This is a genomic window from Actinomadura soli (assembly GCF_005889715.1).
GTDB lineage: Bacteria > Actinomycetota > Actinomycetes > Streptosporangiales > Streptosporangiaceae > Spirillospora > Spirillospora soli.
Window position 1 is genome coordinate 29,518 of sequence record NZ_VCKW01000003.1, and the last position, 24,315, is coordinate 53,832.

General features: G+C 73.2%; 23 protein-coding genes. 19 read left to right on the top strand and 4 right to left on the bottom strand.

Going from position 1 to position 24,315, the window contains the following annotated elements; translation table 11 throughout:
- Position 1: 1 nt before the first annotated feature.
- Positions 2-679, bottom strand: a complete 678-nt coding sequence (locus ETD83_RS01240; protein WP_138643221.1) for a 4'-phosphopantetheinyl transferase family protein — start codon at positions 677-679, stop codon at positions 2-4.
- A gap of 29 nt (positions 680-708) precedes the next feature.
- Between ETD83_RS01240 and dapE the strand changes: the two genes are divergently transcribed.
- Positions 709-1,785 (top strand): succinyl-diaminopimelate desuccinylase, encoded by a 1,077-nt coding sequence (gene dapE / locus ETD83_RS01245; RefSeq protein ID WP_138643173.1) that lies wholly within the window; start codon positions 709-711, stop codon positions 1,783-1,785.
- Positions 1,782-2,582 carry an LOG family protein gene (locus ETD83_RS01250; protein ID WP_171063968.1) on the top strand — a complete coding sequence of 267 codons (801 nt, stop codon included), beginning with the start codon at positions 1,782-1,784 and terminating at the stop codon, positions 2,580-2,582. The genes dapE and ETD83_RS01250 overlap by 4 nt, the downstream gene beginning before the upstream one ends.
- Here ETD83_RS01250 and ETD83_RS01255 read toward each other — a convergent pair.
- Complete coding sequence (locus tag ETD83_RS01255) at positions 2,533-3,477, bottom strand: NAD(P)-dependent oxidoreductase (protein WP_138643174.1); 945 nt, start codon at positions 3,475-3,477, stop codon at positions 2,533-2,535. The genes ETD83_RS01250 and ETD83_RS01255 overlap by 50 nt on opposite strands.
- Before the next feature lie 78 nt (positions 3,478-3,555).
- On the opposite strand from ETD83_RS01255, the gene ETD83_RS01260 reads away from it, so the two are divergent.
- The 14 genes from ETD83_RS01260 to ETD83_RS01325 all read left to right on the top strand — a co-directional run bounded on the left by ETD83_RS01260 (position 3,556) and on the right by ETD83_RS01325 (position 19,824).
- On the top strand, positions 3,556-4,146 hold the full coding sequence (locus ETD83_RS01260) for a TetR/AcrR family transcriptional regulator (protein WP_138643175.1): 591 nt from the start codon (positions 3,556-3,558) through the stop codon (positions 4,144-4,146).
- 179 nt (positions 4,147-4,325) lie between these two features.
- Positions 4,326-4,415, top strand: a complete 90-nt coding sequence (gene kdpF, locus ETD83_RS01265; RefSeq protein ID WP_138643176.1) for a K(+)-transporting ATPase subunit F — start codon at positions 4,326-4,328, stop codon at positions 4,413-4,415.
- Entirely contained in the window at positions 4,416-6,077 is a 1,662-nt protein-coding gene (kdpA, locus tag ETD83_RS01270) for a potassium-transporting ATPase subunit KdpA (protein WP_138643177.1), read from the top strand.
- The gene (gene kdpB / locus ETD83_RS01275) at positions 6,077-8,131 is read left to right on the top strand and encodes a potassium-transporting ATPase subunit KdpB (RefSeq protein ID WP_138643178.1); all 2,055 of its coding nucleotides are present in this window, start codon (positions 6,077-6,079) and stop codon (positions 8,129-8,131) included. The genes kdpA and kdpB overlap by 1 nt, the downstream gene beginning before the upstream one ends.
- Positions 8,131-9,003 carry a potassium-transporting ATPase subunit C gene (locus ETD83_RS01280; protein ID WP_138643179.1) on the top strand — a complete coding sequence of 291 codons (873 nt, stop codon included), beginning with the start codon at positions 8,131-8,133 and terminating at the stop codon, positions 9,001-9,003. Before kdpB ends, ETD83_RS01280 begins: the two co-directional genes overlap by 1 nt.
- 13 nt (positions 9,004-9,016) lie before the next feature.
- Positions 9,017-11,572, top strand: a complete 2,556-nt coding sequence (locus tag ETD83_RS01285; protein ID WP_138643180.1) for a sensor histidine kinase — start codon at positions 9,017-9,019, stop codon at positions 11,570-11,572.
- Complete coding sequence (locus ETD83_RS01290; protein WP_138643181.1) at positions 11,569-12,234, top strand: response regulator; 666 nt, start codon at positions 11,569-11,571, stop codon at positions 12,232-12,234. The genes ETD83_RS01285 and ETD83_RS01290 overlap by 4 nt, the downstream gene beginning before the upstream one ends.
- A 63-nt stretch (positions 12,235-12,297) precedes the next feature.
- A complete protein-coding gene (locus ETD83_RS01295; RefSeq protein ID WP_138643182.1) occupies positions 12,298-13,365 on the top strand; it encodes a S1C family serine protease in 1,068 nt (355 codons plus the stop codon).
- Between the two features lie 80 nt (positions 13,366-13,445).
- Positions 13,446-14,108, top strand: coding sequence for a TetR/AcrR family transcriptional regulator (locus tag ETD83_RS01300; protein WP_138643183.1), 663 nt, complete (start codon positions 13,446-13,448; stop codon positions 14,106-14,108).
- A 2-nt stretch (positions 14,109-14,110) separates the two neighbouring features.
- The gene (locus tag ETD83_RS01305; RefSeq protein ID WP_138643184.1) at positions 14,111-15,019 is read left to right on the top strand and encodes an ABC transporter ATP-binding protein; all 909 of its coding nucleotides are present in this window, start codon (positions 14,111-14,113) and stop codon (positions 15,017-15,019) included.
- Positions 15,016-16,674, top strand: coding sequence for an ABC transporter permease (locus ETD83_RS01310; protein WP_138643185.1), 1,659 nt, complete (start codon positions 15,016-15,018; stop codon positions 16,672-16,674). Before ETD83_RS01305 ends, ETD83_RS01310 begins: the two co-directional genes overlap by 4 nt.
- A 38-nt stretch (positions 16,675-16,712) precedes the next feature.
- Positions 16,713-17,315 carry an LOG family protein gene (locus tag ETD83_RS01315; RefSeq protein ID WP_138643186.1) on the top strand — a complete coding sequence of 201 codons (603 nt, stop codon included), beginning with the start codon at positions 16,713-16,715 and terminating at the stop codon, positions 17,313-17,315.
- A 129-nt stretch (positions 17,316-17,444) separates the two neighbouring features.
- On the top strand, positions 17,445-18,284 hold the full coding sequence (locus tag ETD83_RS01320) for an inositol monophosphatase family protein (RefSeq protein WP_138643187.1): 840 nt from the start codon (positions 17,445-17,447) through the stop codon (positions 18,282-18,284).
- 136 nt (positions 18,285-18,420) lie between these two features.
- Positions 18,421-19,824, top strand: a complete 1,404-nt coding sequence (locus ETD83_RS01325; protein ID WP_138643188.1) for an alkaline phosphatase PhoX — start codon at positions 18,421-18,423, stop codon at positions 19,822-19,824.
- A gap of 31 nt (positions 19,825-19,855) precedes the next feature.
- On the opposite strand, the gene ETD83_RS01330 is transcribed toward ETD83_RS01325, so the two are convergent.
- The gene (locus tag ETD83_RS01330) at positions 19,856-20,173 is read right to left on the bottom strand and encodes a hypothetical protein (RefSeq protein ID WP_138643189.1); all 318 of its coding nucleotides are present in this window, start codon (positions 20,171-20,173) and stop codon (positions 19,856-19,858) included.
- A gap of 69 nt (positions 20,174-20,242) precedes the next feature.
- Here ETD83_RS01330 and ETD83_RS01335 point away from each other — a divergent pair, with 69 nt between their 5' ends.
- The 3 genes from ETD83_RS01335 to ETD83_RS01345 are packed head-to-tail and all read left to right on the top strand — an operon-like array spanning position 20,243 to position 21,716.
- On the top strand, positions 20,243-20,692 hold the full coding sequence (locus ETD83_RS01335; RefSeq protein WP_138643190.1) for a hypothetical protein: 450 nt from the start codon (positions 20,243-20,245) through the stop codon (positions 20,690-20,692).
- The gene (locus ETD83_RS01340) at positions 20,689-21,126 is read left to right on the top strand and encodes an SRPBCC family protein (RefSeq protein WP_138643191.1); all 438 of its coding nucleotides are present in this window, start codon (positions 20,689-20,691) and stop codon (positions 21,124-21,126) included. The genes ETD83_RS01335 and ETD83_RS01340 overlap by 4 nt, the downstream gene beginning before the upstream one ends.
- A gap of 14 nt (positions 21,127-21,140) precedes the next feature.
- Positions 21,141-21,716 carry a DNA-3-methyladenine glycosylase I gene (locus tag ETD83_RS01345; RefSeq protein ID WP_138643192.1) on the top strand — a complete coding sequence of 192 codons (576 nt, stop codon included), beginning with the start codon at positions 21,141-21,143 and terminating at the stop codon, positions 21,714-21,716.
- A gap of 7 nt (positions 21,717-21,723) precedes the next feature.
- Here the strand turns inward: ETD83_RS01345 and ETD83_RS01350 are convergent, their stop codons facing one another.
- Entirely contained in the window at positions 21,724-24,312 is a 2,589-nt protein-coding gene (locus tag ETD83_RS01350) for an FtsX-like permease family protein (protein WP_138643193.1), read from the bottom strand.
- Positions 24,313-24,315 lie beyond the last annotated feature (3 nt).

Consider the following 24,315-nt stretch of genomic DNA (forward strand, 5'->3'; position numbering starts at 1 on the left):
ATCAATACGTGATCTCGGTGATCTTGAGGGGGCGGTCGGTGAGGACGGCTGCCGCGGCGGCGTAGCCCGGGCCCGGGTCCAGGTCGGCGAGGCGGACGGGGGAGACGGCCTTCTCGCCGGTCCAGGCGATGACCTCGGCAGGGGCGTCGGGGGACGAGACGTGGATGTCCGTCATCGGCGCCGCCAGCCCGTGGCCTGTGGCCTTCAGGAGGGCCTCCTTGCGGGTCCAGTAGCGGTGGAAGCCGCGTCGCTTGTCGTCCATGGCGGCGAGGGCGGTGCGCTCTGGGTCGGCCAGGACCATTTCGGCCAGGCGGTCGATGTCGCGGTCGTTCTCCTGCTCCACGTCCACGCCGACCTCGGCGCCCTCGGTGAGGACGACGACGACCCGGTCGCCCGAGTGGGAGAGCGAGAAGTCCACGGCGGAGCCGGGCAGGCGGGGCTTGCCGTGGGCGCCGCCGCAGTGGGGGCAGTCGGTCGTGAACCGGATGGCCCGCGGGTCCAGGCCGGTGGCCTCGGCCAGGGCCGTGCGGGCGATGAACCGTCCCGTGACGAACCGGGCCTTGTCCTGGGGCTGGCGGAAGCGTTCGTAGCGGTCGCGCTCCCCGTCGTCGAGGAGGTCGCGCATCTCGGGGGTGTCGGCAGGGCGCGCCCATCGGACGGCGCACTCCAGCACAGGCATGTCCACGTCGTGATGATAGGACTTGTGAAATGGGCCTGGATCTGATCTCGGACGTGGCGGACCTCACGGCGGCGATCGTCGACATCGAGTCGGTGAGCGGCGGGGAGGAGGCGCTCGCCGACGCCGTGGAAGAGGCGCTGCGGGCGTTTCCGCATCTGGTCGTGGAGCGTGCCGGGAACAACGTCGTCGCTCGGACCGAGCTCGGGCGAGACGAACGGGTCGTGCTGGCGGGGCATCTCGACACCGTCCCGTTGAACGGGAATCTGCCGTCGCGGGTGGACGGCGACCGGCTCTACGGCTGCGGGACGACCGACATGAAGAGCGGTGTGGCGGTCGCGCTGCGGCTCGCCGCCACCGTTGTCGAGCCGACGCGTGACATCACGTACGTGTTCTACGAGTGCGAGGAGATCGAGGCCGAGCACAACGGGCTGCGGAAGCTCGCGGCGAACCGTCCCGAGCTGCTCGCCGGCGACTTCGCCGTGCTGATGGAGCCGACCGGCGCGCAGATCGAGGGCGGCTGCCAGGGGACGCTGCGCGCCGAGGTCACCGCCGTGGGGGAGCGGGCGCACAGCGCGCGGGCGTGGATGGGGTCGAACGCGATCCACACGGCCGGGCAGATCTTGGACGTGCTGCGCGCCTACGAGCCGTCCTGTCCGGTGGTGGACGGGCTGGAGTACCGGGAGGGGTTGAACGCGGTGTTCATCAGCGGCGGCGTCGCCGGAAACGTCATCCCGGACGAATGCGTCGTAACCGTGAACTACCGGTTCGCCCCGGACAAGTCCGTCGCCGAAGCCGAGGCGTACGTCCGGGGAATCTTCGACGGCTTCCAGGTGACGGTCACCGACACCGCCTCCGCGGCGCGTCCCGGGCTGACGCATCCGGCGGCGGCGGCGTTCGTCGCGTCCAGCGGCGCCGGCGTCCGCGCCAAGCTCGGCTGGACGGACGTGGCCCGCTTCTCGGAACTCGGCGTCCCGGCCGTCAACTACGGCCCCGGCGAGCCGACCCTCGCGCACACGAAGGACGAATACGTCGACATTCCCCTCATCGCCGAGTGCGAGCAACGTATGCGCACATGGCTGGAGGGGCCTACTAACGTGGGTCCATGACATCGGAAGTGAACTCCCGCTCGCGCCGGCAGGGCCCGGCCATGCTGCGGGGACGGGCCGTCCCCCAGACCACCACCGACCAGCGTCTGCTAGACGGCCGCGGCTCGGCCGACTGGGTACACGCCGACCCCTGGCGCGTGCTGCGCATCCAGGCGGAGTTCGTCGAGGGCTTCGGCCTGCTCGCCGAGCTGCCGAAGGCCGTCAGCGTCTTCGGCAGCGCCCGCACGAAGCCGGGCAGCGCGGAGTACGAGCTCGGGGTGGAGATCGGCGCCCGGCTGCACGACGCCGGCTACGCGGTGATCACCGGCGGCGGGCCGGGGATCATGGAGGCGGCCAACAAGGGCTGCGACGGGAACGGCGGCCTGTCGGTGGGGCTCGGCATCGAGCTTCCGTTCGAGCAGCGGCTCAACGACTACCTCGACATCGGGCTGGAGTTCCGTTACTTCTTCGTCAGGAAGACGATGTTCGTCAAGTACTCGCAGGCGTTCGTCGTGCTGCCCGGCGGGTTCGGCACGCTGGACGAGCTGTTCGAGGCGATCACCCTCGTCCAGACCAGGAAGATCACCCGGTTCCCGATCGTGCTGGTCGGGACGGAGTTCTGGGGCGGCCTGCTGGCGTGGGTCGAGAAGGTCATGCTGCCCAGCGGCAAGATCTCCCCGCAGGACCTGGACCTGATCCACCTCACCGACGACCCGGACGAGGTCGTCCGGATCATCATCGACGGCCACACCCGGGCCCAGCAGGAGATCATCGAGGCGCGCGCGTCGGCGGAGGCGAAGGAGACCGCCGGGGAGTGACCGCCCGTTCCGCCTCGGTCCGGGACTCGATCGAGCGGACCACCGCCGCCATGTCCGCCTCGCCGTGCCCCAGCGCCATCGTCTCGCCGTACAGGGCGTGGCAGACGTCCAGCAGCGGTGAGGCGATGCCGGCGTCCCTGGCGGCCTCCGCGACCAGGCGGTTGTTGTCCAGGACGTTGGCGATCGACGCCTGGACGGCGAAGTCGCGGTGGACGAGCTTGTGCGACTTCGCGCGCGACACGGTGCTCGCCATGGGCCCGGCGTCGAGCACGTCGCGGAGCCGGTGCTCGTCCAGGCCGTGCCGGCCCGCGAAGTGGAACGCCTCCGCCAGGCCGGTGACCATCGTGATCAGGAACAGGTTGACCGAGAGCTTCATCAGCAGCGCGTTCGGCACCGGCCCGCAGTCGAACGACTCCCGGCACATCGGCCCGATGAGGGGGCGGACGGTGTCGACGGCGTCCGGGGTGCCCGCCAGCATAGCGACGAGTTCCCCCGCCTCGGCGGGCCCGCGCGAGCCGGAGACCGGCGCTTCGGCGTAGCCGCCCCCGGCCGCGCGGACGTCGGCTTCGAGGCCGCGCGAGTAGCCAGGGGACGTCGTGCCCATGTGGACGATCACGCACCCGGCGACGTTCGCGGCGAAGGCGGGCGTGCCGCGTCCCAGCACCGAGTCGATCGCGGGGCCGTCGGCCAGCATCAGGAACACGACGCGGGCGCGGCGGCACACCTCGGCGGGGCTCGCCGCCACGGTCGCCCCGGCGGCCCGCAGCGGCTCGCATTTCGCGGCGGTGCGGTTCCAGACGACGAGCCCCGTACCGGCGCGGGCCGCGCGGGCGAGGTTGAGCGCCATGGGCCGGCCCATGACGCCGAGACCGATGAAACCGATGTCCGAACGCATCGCCGCCTCCGGCCGTGCCATCGTCCGATCTTGCGAGTTATGACAACGGTCATGATAATGGCCCAGGTGAAAGATGCAATGGCCGAAAGTCGTGGGCCGCGGGAGCGGATGGTGTTCAGCGCGGCGCAGCTCATCCGCCGCGACGGCGTCACGGCCACGGGCCTGCGGGACGTCGCCGAGCACGCCGGCGCGCCGCGCGGTTCGCTGCAGCACTACTTCCCCGGCGGCAAGGAACAGCTGGTCAACGAGGCCGTGGAATGGGCGGGCCGGTACGCGGGCAAGCGCGTCGCGCGGTTCATGTCCGCGATGGCGCGTCCCACGCCGGGCAGGCTCTTCGAGGCGATGGCCCGCCAGTGGATCGACGAGTACCGGACGGCGGGCTTCGCGAAGGGCTGCCCGGTCGCGGCGGCGACGGTCGACTGCGCGGACACCGTCGAGTCGACGCGGGCCGCCACCGCCGCCGCGTTCGCCGCCTGGCGGCGTCCGGTCGCGCGGGAGCTGGCCGCGATGGGCGTCCCGTCCAGGAAGGCGGACGCGCTCGCCACGCTGATGATCAGCTCGCTGGAGGGCGCGATCCTGATGGCGCGGGCGGAGCGGAGCGTCCGGCCGCTGCGGACGGTGGCGCGCGAGCTCGGCCCCTACCTGGACTCCTGCGCAGAAGGGCCCTGAGCGCCGTCCGCGTATGGATCGCGTGAAGATGGCGGGCGCGGGCGTAGGGAACGCGTCAAGACCGGCGGGAACCGTCCGAAACGGGTGTTTTCTGCGGGCATGGCAGACCTTGTGCTCATCCTGCTGACGCTCGCGATCTTCGTGCTGCTCGGCCTCGTCGTGAAGGGGGCGGGACGGCTGTGAGTCCCGAGAACGCGGTCGGGCTGGCCCTCGCCGCCGGGCTGCTCGTCTTCCTCGTGGTGGCGCTGATCCGTCCGGAGAAGTTCTAGATGGGGGCGACGGCGGCCGGGATCCTGTTCATCGGATCCCTCATCCTGGTGCTCGCCGCGGTCCACGTGCCGCTGGGCGACCACATGTACCGGACGTTCACCTCCACCCGGCACTGGAGGGCGGAGCGGCTGATCTACCGGATCGTCGGCGTCGACCCGGACGCCGAGCAGGTCTGGAGCGTCTACGCGCGGAGCGTGCTCGCGTTCTCCGCCGTGTCGGTGCTGGCCCTCTACGGGCTCCAGCGGCTGCAGAGCCACCTGATGCTCAGCCTCGGGTTCGGCGGCGTGGAGCCCGACATCGCGTGGAACACGGCGATCAGCTTCGTCACCAACACCAACTGGCAGGCGTACTCGGGCGAGAGCGCCATGGGCCACCTGGCGCAGATGGCCGGGCTCGCGGTGCAGAACTTCGTGTCGGCCGCGGTCGGGATCGCCGTCGCGATGGCGTTCGTGCGGGGCCTCGCCCGGCGCAGGACCGGCGAGCTGGGCAACTTCTGGGTGGACCTCACGCGGGCCGTGACGCGCGTCCTGCTGCCCATCGCGGCGGTGGCCGCGATCGCACTGGTCGCCGGTGGGGCGATCCAGAACTTCGCCGACCCGCACACCGTCGGCACGCTGACCGGCGGCGAGCAGACGATCACCGGCGGGCCGGTGGCGTCCCAGGAGGCGATCAAGGAGCTCGGCACCAACGGCGGCGGGTTCTACAACGCCAACTCGGCGCACCCCTTCGAGAACCCCACGAGCTGGACGAACTGGATCGAGATCCTCCTGATCCTGCTGATCCCGTTCTCGCTGCCCCGGACGTTCGGCCGGATGGTCGGCGACAGGCGGCAGGGCGGGGCGATCGTCGCGGTGATGGCGGCGCTGGCGCTGATCAGCGTCGTCGCGCTGAACGCGGCGCAGCTCGCGCACCACGGGACGGTCCCCGAGTCGGTGACCGCCGCGTCGGAGGGCACCGAGGCCCGGTTCGGGATCTCGAACTCGGCGACGTTCGCGGCGGCGACCACGCTGACCTCCACCGGGGCCGTCGACTCCTTCCACGACTCCTACACCAGCCTCGGCGGCGCGGTGACCATGCTGAACATGATGGTCGGGGAGGTCGCGCCCGGCGGCGTCGGCTCCGGCCTGTACGGGATGCTCATCCTGGCGATCATCACGGTGTTCGCCGCCGGGCTGATGGTCGGCCGGACGCCCGAGTACCTCGGCAAGCGGATCGGCGCCCGCGAGATCAAGCTGGCCTCGATGTACTTCCTGGTCACACCCATGATCGTGCTGGTGGGCACCGGGATCGCGATGGCGTTCGAGACGCCGCGCGAGAGCATGCTGAACTCGGGCCCGCACGGCCTGTCCGAGGTGCTCTACGCGTTCACGTCGGCGGCCAACAACAACGGCTCGGCGTTCGGGGGCCTCACCGCCGCGACCACCTTCTACGACGTCGCGCTCGGCCTCGCCATGGCGTTCGGCCGGTTCCTGCCGATCGTGCTGGCCCTGGCGCTCGCCGGGTCGCTGGCCCGGCAGACGCCGGTGCCGGTGTCGGCGGGCACGCTGCCGACCCACCGCCCGCAGTTCGTCGGCATGGTCGCCGGAGTGACGCTCATCCTCGTCGCCCTGACGTTCTTTCCGGCGCTCGCCCTCGGGCCGCTAGCAGAGGGGATCCACTGATGCTCGCAAGCACGTTGCTCGCCTCCGCGCCCGCCGCGCTGCGCAAACTCGACCCGCGCGTGATGTGGCGCAGTCCGGTGATGCTCGTGGTCGAGATCGGCGCGGTGTGGACGACCGTCATGACCGTCCTCGACCCGTCGGCGTTCGCGGCGCTGATCACGGCCTGGCTCTGGCTCACCGTGATCTTCGCGAACCTGGCCGAGGCCGTGGCCGAGGGACGCGGCAAGGCCCAGGCCGACACGCTCCGCAAGGCCAAGAAGGAGACCACGGCGCGGCGGCTCACCGGCGACGGCGGCGAGGAGACCGTCGCGGCGGCCGAGCTGCGCCGCGGGGACCTCGTGGTCGTCGAGGCCGGGCAGATCATCCCCGGTGACGGGGACGTGGTCGAGGGCATCGCCAGCGTGGACGAGTCCGCGATCACCGGCGAGTCCGCGCCGGTCATCCGCGAGTCCGGCGGCGACCGCAGCGCGGTGACCGGCGGCACGCGGGTGCTGTCCGACCGGATCGTCGTGAAGATCACGCAGCGGCCCGGCGAGTCGTTCGTGGACCGGATGATCGCGCTGGTGGAGGGCGCGTCCCGGCAGAAGACGCCGAACGAGATCGCGCTGAACATCCTGCTCGCCGCGCTGACGATCATCTTCCTGGTGGCGATCGCGAGCATGCAGCCGCTCGCGATCTACTCGATCGCGAACGACCCGGGCGCCGACGGCGGCTTCGCGCTCGACGCGCACGGGGTCACCGGGATCGTGCTGGTCTCGCTGGTGGTGTGCCTCATCCCGACGACGATCGGGGCGCTGCTGTCGGCGATCGGCATCGCGGGCATGGACCGGCTCGTCCAGCGCAACGTGCTGGCGATGTCCGGACGCGCCGTCGAGGCCGCCGGGGACGTCAACACCCTGCTGCTCGACAAGACCGGCACGATCACGCTCGGCAACCGGCAGGCGTCGGAGTTCGTCCCGGTCGGCGGCACGACCGGGGCCCAGTTGGCGGACGCGGCGCAGCTGTCCTCGCTGGCCGACGAGACGCCCGAGGGGCGCTCCGTCGTCGTCCACGCGAAGGAGGCGTACGGGCTGCGCGAGCGGCACCCGGGCGAGCTGGCGCACGCCGAATGGGTGCCGTTCACGGCGCAGAGCCGGATGTCCGGCGTGGACGTGGACGGGCGGCGGCTCCGCAAGGGCGCGTCCGGCGCGGTCACCGACTGGGTCCGCGACCAGGGCGGCGAGGTGCCGCACGCGCTCGCCGCCGTCGTGGACGGCATCTCGGCGTCCGGCGGGACCCCGCTGGTCGTCGCGGAGGCCCGGGACGGCAAAGCCCGCGTGCTGGGCGTCGTCCACCTGAAGGATGTCGTCAAGGCGGGCATGCGCGAGCGGTTCGACCGGATGCGCGCCATGGGCATCAAAACGATCATGGTGACCGGGGACAACCGGCTCACCGCCAAGGCCATCGCGGACGAGGCCGGCGTGGACGACTTCATCGCCGAGGCCAGGCCCGAGGACAAGATGGCGTTCATCAAATCCGAGCAGGAGGGCGGGCGGCTCGTCGCGATGACCGGCGACGGCACCAACGACGCGCCCGCGCTCGCCCAGGCCGACGTCGGCGTCGCCATGAACACCGGCACGTCCGCCGCCAAGGAGGCCGGGAACATGGTCGACCTGGACTCCGACCCGACCAAGCTCGTCGAGATCGTCGAGATCGGAAAGCAGCTGCTCATCACCCGGGGCGCGCTGACCACGTTCTCCATCGCCAACGACGTCGCCAAGTACTTCGCCATCATCCCGGCGCTGTTCGTGGCGCTGTTCCCGGGCCTGGACGCGCTGAACGTCATGCGGCTGTCCAGCCCGCGGTCGGCGATCCTGTCGGCCGTCGTGTTCAACGCGCTGATCATCGTGGCGCTGATCCCGCTGGCGCTGCGCGGCGTCCGGTACCGGCCGGGCTCGGCGTCCCGGCTGCTGAACCGCAACCTGCTGGTCTACGGGCTCGGCGGGGTCGTCGCGCCGTTCGCCGGCATCAAGCTCATCGACCTTCTCGTCCAGTTCATTCCGGGGATCGACTGATGAACGTGCTACCTGGCTGGCTTCGCCGGCATGTCGCCGCGCTCCGCGCGCTGCTCGTCTTCACCGCCGTCCTGGGCGTGCTGTATCCGCTGGCCGTCACCGCCGTCGCGCAGGTGCCCGGCCTGAAGGACCGCGCGGACGGCTCCTACGTCAGCTCCGGCGGACGGCAGGTCGGCAGCGACCTGGTCGGCCAGTCGTTCACCGGCGAGGACGGGAACCCGCTCAGGCAGTACTTCCAGAGCCGTCCGTCCGCGGCGGGCGACGGCTACGACCCGACCGCGACCTCGGCGAGCAACCTCGGCCCCGAGGACATCGTCGACGAGGGCGGCGAGCAGAGCCTGCTCAGCATGGTCTGCACCCGTAGCAAGCAGGTCGGGCAACTGGAAGGGGTGGACGGCTCGCGCCCGTACTGCGCCGAGAGCGGGGCCGGCGCCGTCCTGTCCGTGCTCGGTCCCCGGGACGCGTCGGGCGCCGTCGTCCGGCCGACGAGGGTGATCAGCGTCAACGAGCCCTGCCCGGCCGTGCCGTTCCTCGCCGAGTACCGGGGCGTCCAGGTCGAGTGCGCCGCGCCCGGCCAGGACCCCCGCGCAGGGAAGATCGTGCCGGTCCGGGGGAGCGCCCCGGCCGACCCCGCCGTCCCGGCCGACGCGGTCACCGCGAGCGGCTCCGGCCTCGACCCGCACATCTCCGTCGCCTACGCCGACCTTCAGGCCGGGCGCGTCGCGGAGGCGCGCGGCGTCCCGGCCGGCACGGTCCGGAAGCTGGTCGAGGACGCGACCACCGGCCGTGCGCTCGGGTTCATGGGCCAGCCCGTGGTGAACGTCCTGCAGCTCAACATCGCCCTGGACAAGGCCGCCCCCTACCGGGGCTGAGAGGATGGGGCCCATGGCCAGGGGGCAGCTCCGCATCTACCTCGGGGCCGCGCCCGGGGTCGGGAAGACCTACGCCATGCTGTCGGAGGCCCGGCGCCGGCAGGACCGCGGCACCGACGTCGTCGTCGGCTACGTCGAGACGCACGGGCGCGCGCGCACCGCCGCCCTCCTCGACGGCCTGGAGGTCCTGCCGCGCGCGACGATCACGCACCGGGGCACCGAGTTCACCGAACTCGACGTCCCCGCCGTCCTGCGCCGCGCCCCCGAGGTCGTGCTGGTGGACGAGCTCGCCCACACCAACGTCCCCGGCAGCCGGCACGACAAGCGCTGGCGGGACGTCGAGGAGATCCTCGACGCCGGGATCGACGTGATCTCGACCGTGAACGTCCAGCATCTGGAGTCGGTCAACGACGTCGTGGAGAACATCACCGGGGTGCCGCAGCGCGAGACCGTCCCGGACGAGGTGGTCCGCGGCGCCGGGCAGGTCGAGCTGGTCGACATGGCTCCGGAGGCGCTGCGCCGCCGGATGGCGCACGGCAACGTCTACACGCCCGAGAAGGTGGACGCCGCCCTCTCCAACTACTTCCGGGTCGGGAACCTCACGGCGCTGCGCGAGCTGGCGCTGCTGTGGCTCGCGGGCGAGGTGGACGAGCAGCTCGACCGGTACCGCGCCGACCACGGCATCGGCGGCACCTGGGAGGCGCGGGAGCGGATCGTGGTCGCGCTCACCGGCGGGCCGGAGGGCGAGACGCTGCTGCGCCGCGCGACCCGCATCGCCGCCCGGTCCAAGGGCGCCGACCTGCTCGCCGTGCACGTGGCGCGCGGCGACGGGCTCGGCGGCGCGCGGCCCCGCGACCTGGCCCGGCAGCGGGAGATCGTGGAGGGCCTCGGCGGCACGTTCCACCAGGTCGTCGGCGACGACATCCCGCGCGCCCTGCTCGACTTCGCGCGGGCCGTCAACGCGACGCAGCTCGTCCTCGGCATCTCCCGGCGGGGCAGGCTCGCGCAACTGCTGCGGCCCGGGATCGGGGTGACGACGACGGCGCTGTCGGGGACGATCGACGTCCACATGGTCACGCACGAGCAGGCCAGGCAGGGCATCCGCGGGCCGGTGCGCGACCAGGGGCTGTCGGCGCGCCGCCGCGCCGCCGGGTTCCTGGTCGCGGCGGGCGGGCTGCCGCTGCTGACGTTCGGGCTGGCCGAGGCGCGGCCCGCGCTGTCGCTGCCGTCCGACATCCTGTTCTTCCTGGCCGCCGTCGTCGGGATCGCGCTGGTCGGCGGGATGTGGCCCGCGCTGTTCACCGCGGTCGCCGGGTTCCTGCTGCTCAACTGGTACTTCACCCCGCCGATCCACCGGTTCACCGTCGCCGAGCAGGAGAACCTCATCGCGCTCGCGGTGTTCGTGCTGGTCGGCGTCGGCGTCAGCATGGTCGTCGACAACGCCGCGCGGCGGGCGCGGGAGGCGGCGAAGCTCGGCGGGGAGGCCGGGCTGCTGTCCACGCTCGCCGGGAACGTGCTGCGCGGCGAGCGCGCCCTCGACACCCTGCTCGGACGGATGCGCGAGACGTTCGGGCTGACGTCCGTCACGCTGCTGGAGCGGCCCGTGCCCGCCACCCCCGACAGCCACGGCGACCCGGCCGACTGGCGGATCGTCGCGACGGTCGGCGGGCGCCCGTGCACGTCGCCCGGCGAGGGCGACACCGAGATCCCGGCGGGCGACGGCCTCACGCTGGCGATCCGCGGCCGTCCGCTCCCGGCGGGGGACCGGCGGGTGCTCGAGGCGTTCGCCGTCCAGGCGGCGGGCGCGCTGCGCCAGCAGCGGCTGGAGGCGGAGGCGGAACGGGCCCGGCCCCTGGAGGAGGCCGACAAGATGCGGACCGCGCTGCTCAACGCCGTCAGCCACGACCTGCGCACGCCGCTGGCCTCGGCGAAGGCCGCCGTCGACAGCCTCGGCACCACCTCGGTCGACTGGACGCCCGAGGAGCGCGCCGAACTGCTCGACACCGCCGCCCAGTCCCTGGACCGCCTCGACCGGCTGGTCGCCAACCTGCTCGACATGAGCCGCCTGCAGGCCGGGGTCCTCGGCATCGCCGCGCAGCCCATCGCGCTGGACGAGATCATGCCCCGCGCCCTGGACGACATCGGCGGCACCGGGGACCTCGTGACCGTCCGGCTCGACCCGCGGCTGCCGGAGGTGACCGCCGACCCGGCGCTGCTGGAGCGCGTCCTCGTCAACCTGGTCGCCAACGCGCTGCGGCACAGCCCGGCGGGCGAGCCCGTCCTGGTCACCGCCGCCGCGATCAAGGACCGGGTGGAGCTGCGGATCGCCGACCGCGGCCCCGGCGTCCCGCCCGCCGGCCGGGAGCGGATCTTCCTGCCGTTCCAGCGGCTCGGCGACCGCGACAACCACACCGGCGTCGGGCTCGGCCTCGCGCTGGCCCGCGGGCTCACCGAGGCGATGGGCGGCGGGCTGGTCCCCGAGGACACCCCGGGCGGCGGCCTCACCATGATCGTCGCGCTGCCCGTCCACGAGCAGGGGCCCGTCCACGAGCAGGGGGGAGCGCAATGACGCGGGTCCTGGTCGTGGACGACGAGCCGCAGCTCCTGCGGGCCCTGCGCATCAACCTGCGCGCCCGCGACTACGACGTGGAGGTCGCCGCCGACGGCACGACCGCGCTCCGGCAGGCCGGCGCGGCACCGCCCGACCTGGTCGTCCTCGACCTCGGGCTGCCCGACATCCCGGGCGTCGACGTCATCCACGGGCTGCGCGGCTGGACGCGGGTGCCGATCATCGTCCTGTCCGGACGGGCCGGGAGCCAGGACAAGGTCGAGGCGCTGGAGGCGGGCGCGGACGACTACGTCACCAAGCCGTTCGACATCGAGGAACTGGTCGCCCGCATCCGCGCCGTGTCCCGCCGCGTGACGACGGCGGGCGAGGCGTCGCGGGTGGACGTCGGCGAGCACACCGTCGACCTGGCCGGGAAGACGGTCAGCGGCGGCGTCCACCTGACCCCGACCGAATGGCATCTGCTGGAGATCCTGATCCGCGATCCCGGCAAGCTGATCAGCCAGCAGCAGCTCCTCACGACGGTCTGGGGGCCGTCCTACCGGCGCGAGACCCACTATCTGCGCCAGTACATGGCGCAGCTCCGCCGCAAGCTCGAAGCCGACCCCGCGCACCCGAGGCACCTGCTCACCGAGCCCGGGATGGGGTATCGCTTCCAGCCCTGACGCCCTGACCTGCCATGCCTGATCTCCGGGAAGAGGGAAGGAACCGTCCGGGAGGTGGGGAGCGTGGAAAGGAAAGCCAAGGTCAAGGCATGTGCGGCGGCGGCCGCGGTGGGGGCGCTGGCGCTCACGGGATGCAGCGGCGACGAAGGCGCGCAGACGACGGCGGCGCGGACGTCCGCCCCGGTCAGCCCCGGTCCGGCGGCGGATCTCCAGCAGCAGTACGAGAAGGTCGTGGACGCCGTCCTGCCGTCGGTGGTGAAGATCCAGACCGACAAGGGCGAGGGCTCGGGGGTCGTCTACGACGGCCAGGGCAACATCGTCACGAACGCCCACGTCGTGGCCGGGGCGGACAAGATCCAGGTGACGGCCGCCAGCGGCGGCTCGCCGCTGGACGCCGATCTCGTGGGCGCGTTCGCGGCCGACGACCTCGCCGTGGTCAAGGTGTCCGGCGGGCCGCTGAGGCCGGCGTCGTGGGGCGAGTCGGGCGAGGCGGAGGTCGGGCAGATCGTCCTGGCGATGGGCAACCCGCTGGGCCTCGCCGGGAGCGTCACGAACGGGATCGTGTCCGCGCTGCACCGGACGGTCTCGACCAAGGGCGAGGGCGCCTTCCAGGGATCGACGATCGCCGACGCCATCCAGACGAGCGCGGCGATCAACCCGGGCAACAGCGGCGGCGCCCTGGTCACGCTGAGCGGCCAGGTGATCGGCGTGCCCACCGCCGCCGCGTCGGACCCGTCCATCGGCGCCGCGGCGGCCGGGATCGGGTTCGCGACGCCGAGCGACACCGTCAAGCGGATCGTCCCGCAGCTCATCCGGTCCGGGAAGGTGTCCGACTCGGGGCGGGCGGCGCTCGGCGTGACGGTCCGGACGATCGTCGACCCGCAGAGCGGGCAGCGGTCCGCGGTCGCGGTCGTGGAGGTCGAGCTGGGCGGCGGCGCCGCGAAGGCGGGGGTCGAGCCGGGGGACCTGGTCCTGTCGGTGAACGGCACCGCCACGCCCGACCAGACGGCGCTGTCGTCGGTGCTCGCGAACCTCAGGCCGGGCGGCATCGCGAGCGTCGAGATCCAGAAGCCGGACGGGACGAAGAAGAAGGTCCAGGTGACGCTCGGCGAACTTCCCGGCGGCGGCTGACACGCCCTCGACACCTCACCTGTACAGAGGTACAGTGTACATTGGTACAGCTTACTGAACGTCTGTACAGGAGGTGAGGCATGGCGGGCAGGGAACGGGCCGAGGATCTGACCGGACGGGCCCGCATCAGGGACGCCGCGCTCCTGGAGTTCGCCGAGCGCGGGGTGAAGGGCGCGACGATCCGCGGCATCGCGAAGGCCGCCGGGGTCTCGCCCGCGCTCGTGCAGCACCATTTCGGGACGAAGGAGGCGCTGCGCGAGGCGTGCGACGAGTACGTCATCGCGGCCGTCCGCGAGATCAAGGAGGAGTCGCTCCAGGGCGGGATGGCGAGCCCCGGGTTCATGGAGATCGCCATGCGGACGGCGCTGCCCATCCAGCGCTACATCGCCCGGGCGATGACCGACGGGTCGCAGGCCGCGGCGACGCTGTTCGACGACGTGGTGGCCTACACCATGGAGGTCCTTGAGACCGGCAGGCCCGGGGTGGCCAGACCCACCACCGACGACCTGCACGCCTACGCGGCCGTCATGACCGGGATGAGCCTCGGCACCTTCGTCCTGAACGAGCACATGTCCAGGGCCTTGGGCGCCGACGTCCTGACGAGCGAGGGCTACCCCCGGATGGCGCTCGCGATGGTGGACATCTACGACGACAGGCTCCTGTCGCCGGAGCTGGTCGCCCAAGCGCGCGCCGGCCTGAAGAGCATGCTCGCCTCCGGCGGGCAGTCACCCGACAAGGAGTAACGGTGACCGAGAACACGCCCCCCGTGGAGATCCGCGGCCTGGTCAAGACCTTCGGCCAGACCCGCGCGCTGGACGGCCTGGACCTGACCGTCCGGCCTGGAGAGGTGCACGGCTTCCTGGGCCCGAACGGCGCGGGCAAGTCCACCACCATCAGGGTCCTGCTCGGCCTGCTGCGCGCGGACTCGGGCACGGCCCGGCTGCTCGGCGGCGACCCCTGGCGGGACGCGACCGAACTGCACCGCCGCCTCGCCTACGTCCCCGGCGACGTGACGCTGTGGCCGAACCTGTCCGGCGGCGAGGTGATCGACCTGCTCGGCCGGATGCGCGGCGGGACGAACCCGCGCCGCAGGGCCGAGCTGCTGGAACGCTTCGAGCTCGACCCGCGCAAGAAGGGCCGCGCCTACTCCAAGGGCAACCGGCAGAAGGTCGGGCTCATCGCCGCGCTGGCGTCCGACGCCGAGCTGCTGCTGCTGGACGAGCCCACCTCCGGCCTGGACCCGCTCATGGAGGAGGTGTTCCAGGAGTGCATCCGCGAGGAGCGGCGCGACGGGCGGACCGTCCTGCTGTCCAGCCACATCCTGTCCGAGGTGGAGGCCCTGTGCGACCGGGTGACGATCATCCGCAACGGCGCCGCCGTGGAGTCCGGCACCCTCGACGAGCTGCGGCACCTGACCCGCACCTCGATCCACGCCGAGCTGGCCGCCCCGCCGGACGGCCTCCCGCTGCCCGGCGCCCATGACGTCCACATCGACGGCACCACGATCAGGTTCGAGGTCGACACGACCCGGCTCGACGAGGCGCTGCGGCAGCTCACCGAGATCGGCGTGCGGAGCCTGACGAGCCGTCCGCCGACGCTGGAGGAGCTGTTCCTGCGCCACTACAAGGACGAGTTGGCGGAGGTCTCCAAATGAGCGGAGCGAACCGGGGGGCGCGGGGGGGCGTCCCCCCGCAAAGAGCACGGCTGAGCGCGCTCGTCGGAACCGGCGGGCTGGTCAGGCTGATCCTGCGCCGCGACCGGTTCCTGCTCCCCGCCTGGGTGATCGTGCTCGCGCTCATCCCGATGGGCTTCGTCGGGGCGACCGACAGCCTCTACCCGGAGGCCGCCGACCGGCTCCAGTACGCGGCGACGACCGGCACCAACCCGACGTTCCTCGCCCTGTACGGGCCGCTGTACGACACCAGCCTCGGCGCCATCATCGCGCAGCGCTCCGGGTTCATCCCGGTCGTCGTCGGGATCATCAGCGCGCTGATGGTCGTCCGGCACACCCGCACCGAGGAGGAGGCCGGGCGCCGCGAGCTGCTCGGCGCCACCGTCACCGGGCGGGGCTCCGGCCTCGCCGCCGCGCTCATCGTGACGATGGCGGCGAACCTCGTCCTCGCCCTGCTGCTCGCCGGCGGCCTCGCGGCCCAGGGCCTCCCGTTCGTCGGGTCGCTGGCCCTCGGGCTGCAGCTCGCCGCGGCCGGGTGCCTCTTCGGGGCCGTCGCGGGCGTGACGGCGCAGCTCAGCGAGGGCGCGGGCGCCGCCCGCGGGATCGCGCTCGCCTCGCTCGGCGCCGCGTTCGCCGTCCGGATGGCCGCCGACGTCGGCGGCGCGGGCAACGGCCTGTCGTGGCTGGGCTGGGTGTCGCCGTTCGGTTGGATCAACCGGCTGCGCGCCTTCGGCGGGGAACGCTGGTGGACGCTCGCGCTCGTCGTGGCGCTCATCGCCGTCCTGGTGGCCGCCGCCGCGGCGCTCCAGTCACGCCGTGACGTGGGCGCCGGAATCCTGCCCCCGAGCCTCGGTCCGGCCGCCGCCTCGGCGCGGCTGTCGGGGCCGTTCGGGCTCGGCTGGCGGCTGCAGAGCCGTCCCCTGTACGGGTGGCTCGCCGGGTTCGCCGCGCTGGGCGTCATCTACGGCGCGCTCGCCAAGGGGATCAAGGACATGGTGGAGGACAACCCCGAGCTGGAGGAGATCTTCACCAAGATCGGTGGCGAGTCCGGGATCACGGACGCCTACTTCGCCTCGGTGATGAGCATGCTCGGGCTCATCGTCGCCGCCTACGCGGTGTCGGCCGCGCTGCGGCTGCGCACCGAGGAGTCGGGGCAGCGCGCCGAGCCGCTGCTCGCCACCGCGACCGGACGGCTCAGGTGGGCGTCCAGCCATCTGGTGTTCGCCCTGCTGGGACCCGCCGTCGCGCTGGCCGTCGCGGGCGGCGCGGCCGGGCTGACGCACGGCCTGAACGCCGGCGACGTCGGCGGCGAGCTGCCCCGCGTGCTCGGCGCGGCGATGGCGCAGCTACCGGCCGTGTGGCTGGTCGCGGCGATCGCGCTCGCGCTGTTCGGCCTGGCGCCGCGGCTCACCGCGGGCGGCGCCTGGGCGGCGGTCGGCCTGTTCGCGCTGATCACCATGTTCGGGCCGAGCCTCGACCTCGGCGCGCGGGTGATGGACGTCTCGCCGTTCACCCACATCCCGAAGATCGGGCAGGACTTCGCCGTCATGCCCCTGGTGTGGCTCGCGGCCCTCGCCGCCGTCCTGGCCGTCCTCGGCATGGCCGGTTTCCGCCGGAGGGACCTCGCCATGCACTGACCCCGCTGCGCGCCGGGCGGGCCCGTAGGATTGGGCCGGTGGAAACCCCGAAACCCCTTGCCGTCTGCGTCTTCTGCTCGTCCAGCGGGACGATCGACCGCGGTTACGTCGATCTCGCGGCGCGGACCGGAGCCGAGCTCGCCCGGCGCGGGCACAGCCTCGTCAGCGGCGGCGCCCGGGTCTCGTGCATGGGCGCCGTCGCCCGCGCCGTGCGGGCGGGCGGCGCCCGCACCGTCGGGGTGATCCCCGAGGGCCTGGTCAGCGTCGAGATCTCCGACGAGGACAACGACGAGCTGATCGTCACCCCCGACATGCGCACCCGCAAGGGCGAGATGGACCGCCGCAGCGACGCGTTCCTCGTCCTGCCCGGCGGCATCGGCACGCTGGAGGAGCTGTTCGAGGTGTGGACGGCCCGCGTCCTCGCGATGCACGCCAAACCCGTCGTGATCCTCGACCCGACCGGCGTCTACGACCCGCTCCGCGAGCTGATGCGGGGCCTCACCGAGCAGGGCTTCGCCCGCGCGAAGATCTGGGACGCCATCGGCTGGACCGACTCCGTCCCCGAGGCGTTCGACCTGCTGGAGCGGTCCCAGCCCCGCATCGAGTTCTCCCCGGACGACTACGCCGAAGCGGAGCTCTGACCGGCCGCCGCCGGGCCGGCGGTCCCGGGCCGCGTGCCCGCGGGGCCCTCGGATACCGTCGGGGGCGTGCGCGCCCGCCCCGCCCGACCGGCGCCCGCGACCTGCAAGCCGTCACCCCGAAGGAGCCGAATGAACGCCGACGTGCCCGCCTCGCGGGACCTCGCCGCCATCGCCGAACTCGCCGCCCGCGCGACCGGCGGGCAGCTCCGGGCGGCGTTCCGCTCGCGTCCGGAGGTCGACGTCAAGAGCGACTTCCACGACCCGGTCACCGAGCACGACCGCGCGGCGGAGGAGACCATCCGGGAGGTGCTCGCCGAGCACACCCCGGGCAGCGTCGTCGTGGGGGAGGAGGGCGGCACGCGCGGCGACTCCGGCGCCTCCGAGATCCGCTGGTACGTGGACCCCATCGACGGGACCGCCAACTTCGCGGTCGGCCTGCCCTTCTGGTGCGTGTCGATCGCCGCCGTCGCGGGCGACGAGCTGGTCGCGGGCGCCGTGTACGACCCGGTGCGCGACGACATGTTCACCGCGACCCTGGACGGCGCCACCTGCAACGGCGAGCCGCTCCGCAGCCGGGGCGCGACCAAGGACGCGACCGCCGTGGCCGCCACCTCCTACCCCAGCCCGCGGGACCTCGGCGACGGCGACCGGGACGACGCCCTGCGGCGCTTCGGGCTGATGGTGGACGCGTTCGCCACCGTCCGCAGGCCGGGCAGCGCCGCGCTCACCCTCGCGCACATCGCCGCCGGCTGGACGGACGCCGCCTACGACTCGTCCATCAACGCGTGGGACATCGCGGCCGCGATGCTCCTGGTCAGGCAGGCCGGCGGGACGTACCTGCCGCTCGGCGGGCGGCCCGGCGGCCACGACTGGGACGCCCCCGGATACCTGGCCTGCGTCGGCGGCTTCGACCTGGCGGGCTCGGTCCTGGCCGAGATCGCCGGAGTAGCGGGCGCCGCGAGGCGATAAGGGGCGATACCCGGCCCCCGAAGCCCGGAAACTGAAGATTGTCCTGGGGGTTTGCCATCCGGCCGGTGCTCGTTCACCACCGGTTAAAGGGCGGCGACCAGGCTCCCGCGTGATCCCCTCACGTGAAGGAGTGCCCATGTCCGTGACTCGTCGCGGAGTCGTCAAGGGCGGCGCGGCCGGTGCGCTGTCCATCGCGCTCGCCGGAAGCCTGGACGGAATCTTCCAGACCTCCGCGGGCGCCGACACCGGAGAGGCGTTCGGCTACGGCCCGCTCGTCCCCGACCCCAAGGGCGTCCTCGACCTGCCCAAGGGATTCTCGTACAAGACGCTGTCGGTGGAGGGCGAGCCCATCTCCGAAGGCGTCGTCGTCCCCGGCCACCACGACGGGACGGCCACGTTCCCCGCGCGCGGCGGCCACGACCACTTCCCGCACTGGACCGGCGGACCCGAGTCCCCGGACTGGCCGAACCTCAGCGAGCGCGAGCGCGGCAGCGGCCGCCGGGGCCAGACGATCCTCGTGCGCAACCACGAGCAGAGCACCAACGGCACCCGCGCCGTCGCGCCGCCGGAGCTGACCTACGACCCGGTGGCAGGCGGCGGCACCACCAACCTGCTCGTCGACCGCGACGGCGGCCTGGTGTCGCAGTACGTCAGCCTCGCCGGGACGGCCGTGAACTGCGCGGGCGGCCGCACCCCGTGGGGCACGTGGCTGACCTGCGAGGAGACCGAGGGCTTCACGGGCCAGAGCAAGAGCCACGGCTGGGTCTTCGAGGTCGACCCGTACGGCAGGCGCACCAAGCCGGTCCCGCTGACCGGTCTCGGCCGGTTCGCGCACGAGGCCGTCGCGGTCGACCCGCACACCCTCACCGCGTACCTGACCGAGGACGCGTCCAAGCCGTTCGGCCTGTTCTACCGGTTCCGTCCCAACGCCCACCGCGGCGGCTACCACACCTACCTGAAGGGCGGTGAGCTGGAGGCGCTGAACGTGCCGAGCGTCCCCGACCTGTCGCTCGTCACCGAGCCCGGGACGAAGCTGCGCGCCCAGTGGGTGGACGTCCCCGACCCGTCCGCGAAGCAGACGTCCGTCCGCAAGCAGTTCGAGTCGATCACGCGGAGCCAGAAGCTCGAAGGCGCCTGGTGGGGCCACGGCAAGGCGTACTTCGTGGCCAGCTTCTCCAGCAAGGAGGCCGGCGCCGCGGGCGACCACGCCGGGCAGGTCTGGACCTACGACCCGCGCCGCAACGAGATCGAGCTCCAGCTGATCTTCAAGCCGGGCGGCCGCTTCGACGGCCCGGACAACATCACCGTCTCCCCGTACGGCGGCGGCGTGATCCTGGCCGAGGACGGCGACGGGGAGCAGTACCTCGTCGGCACCACGCGGAAGAACAGGCCGTTCGCGTTCGCCCGCAACGCCCTCAACGGCAGCGAGTTCGCGGGGGTGACGTTCTCCCCGGACGGCCGTGTCCTGTTCGCCAGCCGCCAGTCCGACCCGGGCGCGACGTTCGCGATCACGGGCCCCTGGCACCGCCTGCGCGGCTGACGGGCCCTACCCGTCAGGCGAGTGCGCACCGTCAGGCGAGTCCGCGGCGGGCGACGGCGGGGGGCCGGGTTCCCTGGATGGACGCCACCATGTCCAGGACCTGGCGGACGCCGTCCGCCTGCGGCTCGGGGACGCGGAAGAGCGCCGCGCCCAGCCACGCGTAGACGGACGCCGCGGCGAGCAGCGCCGGATCAGGCTCTCGCGCGTCCGTCTCCAGTGTGACGAGCACCACATCCCCCGCGGCCGCGTGCCGCTCCACGCGGCCCGCCGGGGGAGCCGTGCCCGCATCAACGGCGCCGTCCGGTACCGGCGCGTCCGATGACAGGACCATCCGCTCTCGCACGTCCATGACGCAAAGCGTGGCACGATCTGGGATCGGGAAACGTCCTTCAGAGGGACGCGTGCAGATCGGAGCGAGATGGTTGTCGTGGTTCTCGTCCTGGCAGGCGTGGCCGTGCTGGGCGCCGTCGTCGTCCTCGCCATGGGCCGGGGCGGGGAGCTGGCCGAGACCCATCCCGACTATCCGCGGCTCCCGCTCGGCGCCGACGGGCGTCCCATCACCGGCCCGGACGTCGCCCACATGCGGTTCCCGCGCACGTTCTGGGGCTACCAGCCGCAGGTGATGGACGAGGCGCTGCGCCGCGTCTCCCACGCGCTGGCCGAACGCGACGCCCGCGTGGCCATGCTCGAACAGCAGCTCCACGACCTGCGCCACGGCGCGGGCTCGATCGGTGCCCTGCACGGGCTGGAGGAGCCGCCCCCGAACGGCGGCCTGGAAGAACCGGCCCCGAACGGCGGTCCGCCCTCGCTCCTCAAGGAGGACACCGAGGACGAGCGCGTGAGCGGCGCGACGGAGGACCGTCCGTGAGCGGCGTCGCCGTCCACGCGGAGGCGGTCTCGGCCGCGCCCGCCGAGCGGGTCTTCGACGTCCTGACCGACTGGCCGCGCCACGCGGAGTGGATGCCGTTCACCAGCGCGGAGGGCGGCCGGAAGATCGGCGACGAGCTGCGGGCGTTCACCGGCGTCGGCCCGGTCGGGTTCCTCGACACCATGGTGATCACCGACTGGCGGCCGGGCCGCCGCGTCGCCGTCCGGCACACCGGGCGCGTGGTGCGCGGCGAGGCGTGGTTCAAGGTCGTCCCCGAGGGGGCGGGCAGCCGCGTTGTGTGGGCCGAACGCGTCGACCTGCCGCTCGGCCCGCTCGGCCGCGCCGGATGGCTCGTCGCCGGGCCGGTCGTGAAGGCGTTCATGCGCCTCGGCCTCCGCCGGTTGGCCGCGCTGTCCGAACCGTCGGAGACGTGAGGTAGAACGGGCGGGTGACCACCGCGATTCTGGGCGAGGACGGCCTGGCCCGCTGCCCGTGGGGCCTGTCGGCGCCCGACTACGTCGCCTACCACGACGAGGAGTGGGGCCGTCCCGTCCGCGACGACCAGGGCCTTTACGAGAAGCTCTGCCTGGAGGCGTTCCAGTCCGGGCTGTCGTGGCTGACGATCCTCCGCAAGCGCGAGGCGTTCCGGGCCGCCTTCCACGGGTTCGACCCCGAGAAGGTCGCCGCGTTCGGCCCCGGCGACGTCGAGCGCCTGATGGCGGACGCCTCGATCGTCCGCAACCGGGCCAAGATCGAGGCGTCGATCGCCAACGCCCGCGCCGCGCTCGACCTCCCCGGCGGCCTCGCCGCGACCGCCTGGCGCTACGCCGACCCCGACGCTCCTGCGTATGCCGACATGTCCGACATGCCCGCGTCCACCGACGGATCGAAGGCCCTCGCCAAGGAGCTGAAGAAGCACGGCTTCCGCTTCCTCGGCCCCACCACCGTCTACGCCCTCATGCAAGCCTGCGGCCTGGTAGACGACCACCTCACCGGCTGCTACCGCCGAGGCGCCTACACGTAGGGCCCGGTCACTCGGCCTTGGCCGCCTCCAGGACGGGGACGCCTGCGGCGCGGCGGGCCGGTAGCGCGGACGTCGCCAGCGTGACGGCCGCCGCGCCCGCGATGACCGCGACGAACAGCCACCACGGCGGGCTCGGCGCCAGGAACGAGCTGCCCGTCCCGGCATGCATCAGGTAGCCGGTGCCGAGCGCCGTGCCGAGCCCGAGCAGCGTGCCGAGCAGGACGACCGTCGCGGCCTCCCAGCGGACGACCGACCTGATCTGCGCCGCCGTGGCGCCGACGGCGCCGAGCAGGCCGAACTCGCGGGTCCGTTCGGCGACGCTCATCGACACGGTCGTGGCCATCCCGAACAGCGCCAGGACGAGCGCCATCCCGATGAACCCGTAGATGACCCTGACGCCGTTGGTCATCGCCTTCGCCGCCGTCGTGACGTAGCCGGACTCGTCCAGCACCTGCGCGCCCGGCACGTCCGCGACCGCCCGGGTCAGGGCGTCCTTGGTGCCGCCGCGGACGAGGACGGCCGCCGTCCCCGCGCCCGGGTCCAGCCCGTCCATGGTGGCCGACGACACCAGCGCCTGCTCGGCGAACAGGTGCGACGGGTCGTGGTAGGCACCCGCGACGGTCAGCTCGACCTTGCCCCGGACGCCGCGCACCACGATGCGCTGCCCCTTCTTCAGCTTGTTCGCCTTCATGACCGTGGACGCGACGCCGATCTCGCCGGGGCGGAGCGGCCGCAGGCTCCCGCCGAGATCGAGGACGGACGGCAGCGCGGCCGGGTCGGCGCCGGTCACGTCCAGGAACACCGGCTCCGCCGGCTCCTCGGGCGACGGCCGCTTCGGCGGCGGCGAGACGAGCCGGACCCCGGTCCCGGTCAGCGCCATCGCGCGGGACACACCGGGCGCGGCGGCGGCCTTGGCCACGGTGTCGCGGGGCAGCGGCGCCTGCCCGGACGACGTCTTCTCCGTCGCGGCGATCGCGTGCTCGGCCAGCATCACCTCCTTCCCGGCGGCGTCGAAGCGCGCGTTCACCGACAGGACGAGCACGGCGGTCGAGGAGACGAGCGCGACGCCGAGCATGAGCGAGGACGCGGCCGACGACACCCGGCGGGGGCTGCGGGTGATGGTGGCGCGGGCGAGCCGTCCCGCCTCGCCGCTCACCGCGGTGCCGGCGCGTCCGACCAGGCCGCCGAGCGGGCCGACGAAGAACGGGGCGAGGACGGCGAGCCCCGCCACCGCCGTCATGGACCCCATCAGGATCATGATGCAGACGCCGACCGTGCGCTCCATGCCCGGCGGCTCCTCGTACCTGATCGCGAACACCAGGCCGTAGAACCCGGCCGCGAGGCCGAGCACGGCGAGCGCGCCGATGATCCGCGGCCAGCGCCGTCCGGCCGTGTCGGTGCTCGCGGCGCGCAGCGCCTGCATCGGCGCGATCCGGGACGCCCTGCGGGCCGCGCGCCACGCGGCGAGCTGGGTGACGAGGATCCCGGCGAGGGCGGGCGCGGTGAGGGCGAGCCGGCCGAAGTCGGCGTCGGCGACGGAGATGTCGAAGCCGTCCTTGGCGAACAGGTCGGTGAGCAGTCCCGACACCGGGTAGCCGACCAGCACCCCGCCGATGGACGCGACGATCCCGAGCGCGAGCGCCTCCAGCCGGATCAGCCGCTTGATCTGGCGGGGCGTGGCGCCGATCGCGCTGAGCAGCGCGAGCCGCCGGGTCCGCTGCCGCACCAGCGTGCCGAACGTGTTGGCGACGACGAACAGCCCCACGAACACCGCGAGGGACGAGAGCATGCTCAGCGAGCCGCCGACCGAGACGCCCGCGGAGTCGAGGGTGGCCGACTGCGCGTCCCGCACCCCGGCGGCCGTCCGGACGGTCACGTCCTCGCCGCGCAGGTCGCGGGCCAGACCGGCGCGGAGGTCGGCCGCGTTGACGCCCGGCGCGGCCCTGACCCACACGCCGTGCCACGTCCCGGGCGCCAGCTCGGCCGCCCGCCGGACGGTCTCCGGCGGCGCCAGCAGCAGGTCGCCGCTCGCGACGGCGCTGCGCCCCTGCACGGTGACGATCCCGACGATCTTCATCGCGCGGGTCTGCTTCGGCAGCGTCGTCCGCAGCGGGTCGCCGACCTCCAGCTTTCCGGCGCGGGCGACGTGGCGGGTGACGGCGACCTCGCCGTCGGCGGCGGGCGCGCGCCCGTCCTCCAGGTGGTAGGGGTTGAGCCGGTTCTCGGGCGTCCATGGCCGGAGCATCGTGGCCGCCCCGGCCGGCGGCAGGATGATCCTGCCGTCGGCGCCGGTGGCGGTCACCGGGACGGTCGCGTCCCCGGCCACCGCCGCGACGCCGGGACGTCCGGCGACCCGGTCCAGCGGCACCTGCCCGTCCGGGACGGCGTAGACGTCGCCGGGGTCGGTCGTCCCGCCGAGCACCAGGACGTCCGCGCGGGCGTACTCGCTGGCGTCGGTGCCCGACACCGCCTCCTGCGCCCGGAACGTGAACTGCAGCGACCCGGCGATCAGCCCGATCGCGAACATCGCCGCCAGCAGCGTGGCGGTCAGCTGCTTCCAGCCGCCGGTGAACGAGCGGCGCGCGATGAGCCACATGAC

What these genes read in the sequence shown, in the direction of transcription:
- ETD83_RS01240 (WP_138643221.1), bottom strand. Translation starts at nt 679, where the DNA reads ATGCCTGTGCTGGAGTGCGCCGTCCGATGGGCGCGCCCTGCCGACACC.
- dapE (WP_138643173.1), top strand. Translation starts at nt 709, where the DNA reads ATGGGCCTGGATCTGATCTCGGACGTGGCGGACCTCACGGCGGCGATC.
- ETD83_RS01250 (WP_171063968.1), top strand. Translation starts at nt 1,782, where the DNA reads ATGACATCGGAAGTGAACTCCCGCTCGCGCCGGCAGGGCCCGGCCATG.
- ETD83_RS01255 (WP_138643174.1), bottom strand. Translation starts at nt 3,477, where the DNA reads ATGCGTTCGGACATCGGTTTCATCGGTCTCGGCGTCATGGGCCGGCCC.
- ETD83_RS01260 (WP_138643175.1), top strand. Translation starts at nt 3,556, where the DNA reads ATGGCCGAAAGTCGTGGGCCGCGGGAGCGGATGGTGTTCAGCGCGGCG.
- kdpA (WP_138643177.1), top strand. Translation starts at nt 4,416, where the DNA reads ATGGGGGCGACGGCGGCCGGGATCCTGTTCATCGGATCCCTCATCCTG.
- kdpB (WP_138643178.1), top strand. Translation starts at nt 6,077, where the DNA reads ATGCTCGCAAGCACGTTGCTCGCCTCCGCGCCCGCCGCGCTGCGCAAA.
- ETD83_RS01280 (WP_138643179.1), top strand. Translation starts at nt 8,131, where the DNA reads ATGAACGTGCTACCTGGCTGGCTTCGCCGGCATGTCGCCGCGCTCCGC.
- ETD83_RS01285 (WP_138643180.1), top strand. Translation starts at nt 9,017, where the DNA reads ATGGCCAGGGGGCAGCTCCGCATCTACCTCGGGGCCGCGCCCGGGGTC.
- ETD83_RS01290 (WP_138643181.1), top strand. Translation starts at nt 11,569, where the DNA reads ATGACGCGGGTCCTGGTCGTGGACGACGAGCCGCAGCTCCTGCGGGCC.
- ETD83_RS01300 (WP_138643183.1), top strand. Translation starts at nt 13,446, where the DNA reads ATGGCGGGCAGGGAACGGGCCGAGGATCTGACCGGACGGGCCCGCATC.
- ETD83_RS01310 (WP_138643185.1), top strand. Translation starts at nt 15,016, where the DNA reads ATGAGCGGAGCGAACCGGGGGGCGCGGGGGGGCGTCCCCCCGCAAAGA.
- ETD83_RS01320 (WP_138643187.1), top strand. Translation starts at nt 17,445, where the DNA reads ATGAACGCCGACGTGCCCGCCTCGCGGGACCTCGCCGCCATCGCCGAA.
- ETD83_RS01325 (WP_138643188.1), top strand. Translation starts at nt 18,421, where the DNA reads ATGTCCGTGACTCGTCGCGGAGTCGTCAAGGGCGGCGCGGCCGGTGCG.
- ETD83_RS01330 (WP_138643189.1), bottom strand. Translation starts at nt 20,173, where the DNA reads ATGGACGTGCGAGAGCGGATGGTCCTGTCATCGGACGCGCCGGTACCG.
- ETD83_RS01335 (WP_138643190.1), top strand. Translation starts at nt 20,243, where the DNA reads ATGGTTGTCGTGGTTCTCGTCCTGGCAGGCGTGGCCGTGCTGGGCGCC.
- ETD83_RS01350 (WP_138643193.1), bottom strand. Translation starts at nt 24,312, where the DNA reads ATGTGGCTCATCGCGCGCCGCTCGTTCACCGGCGGCTGGAAGCAGCTG.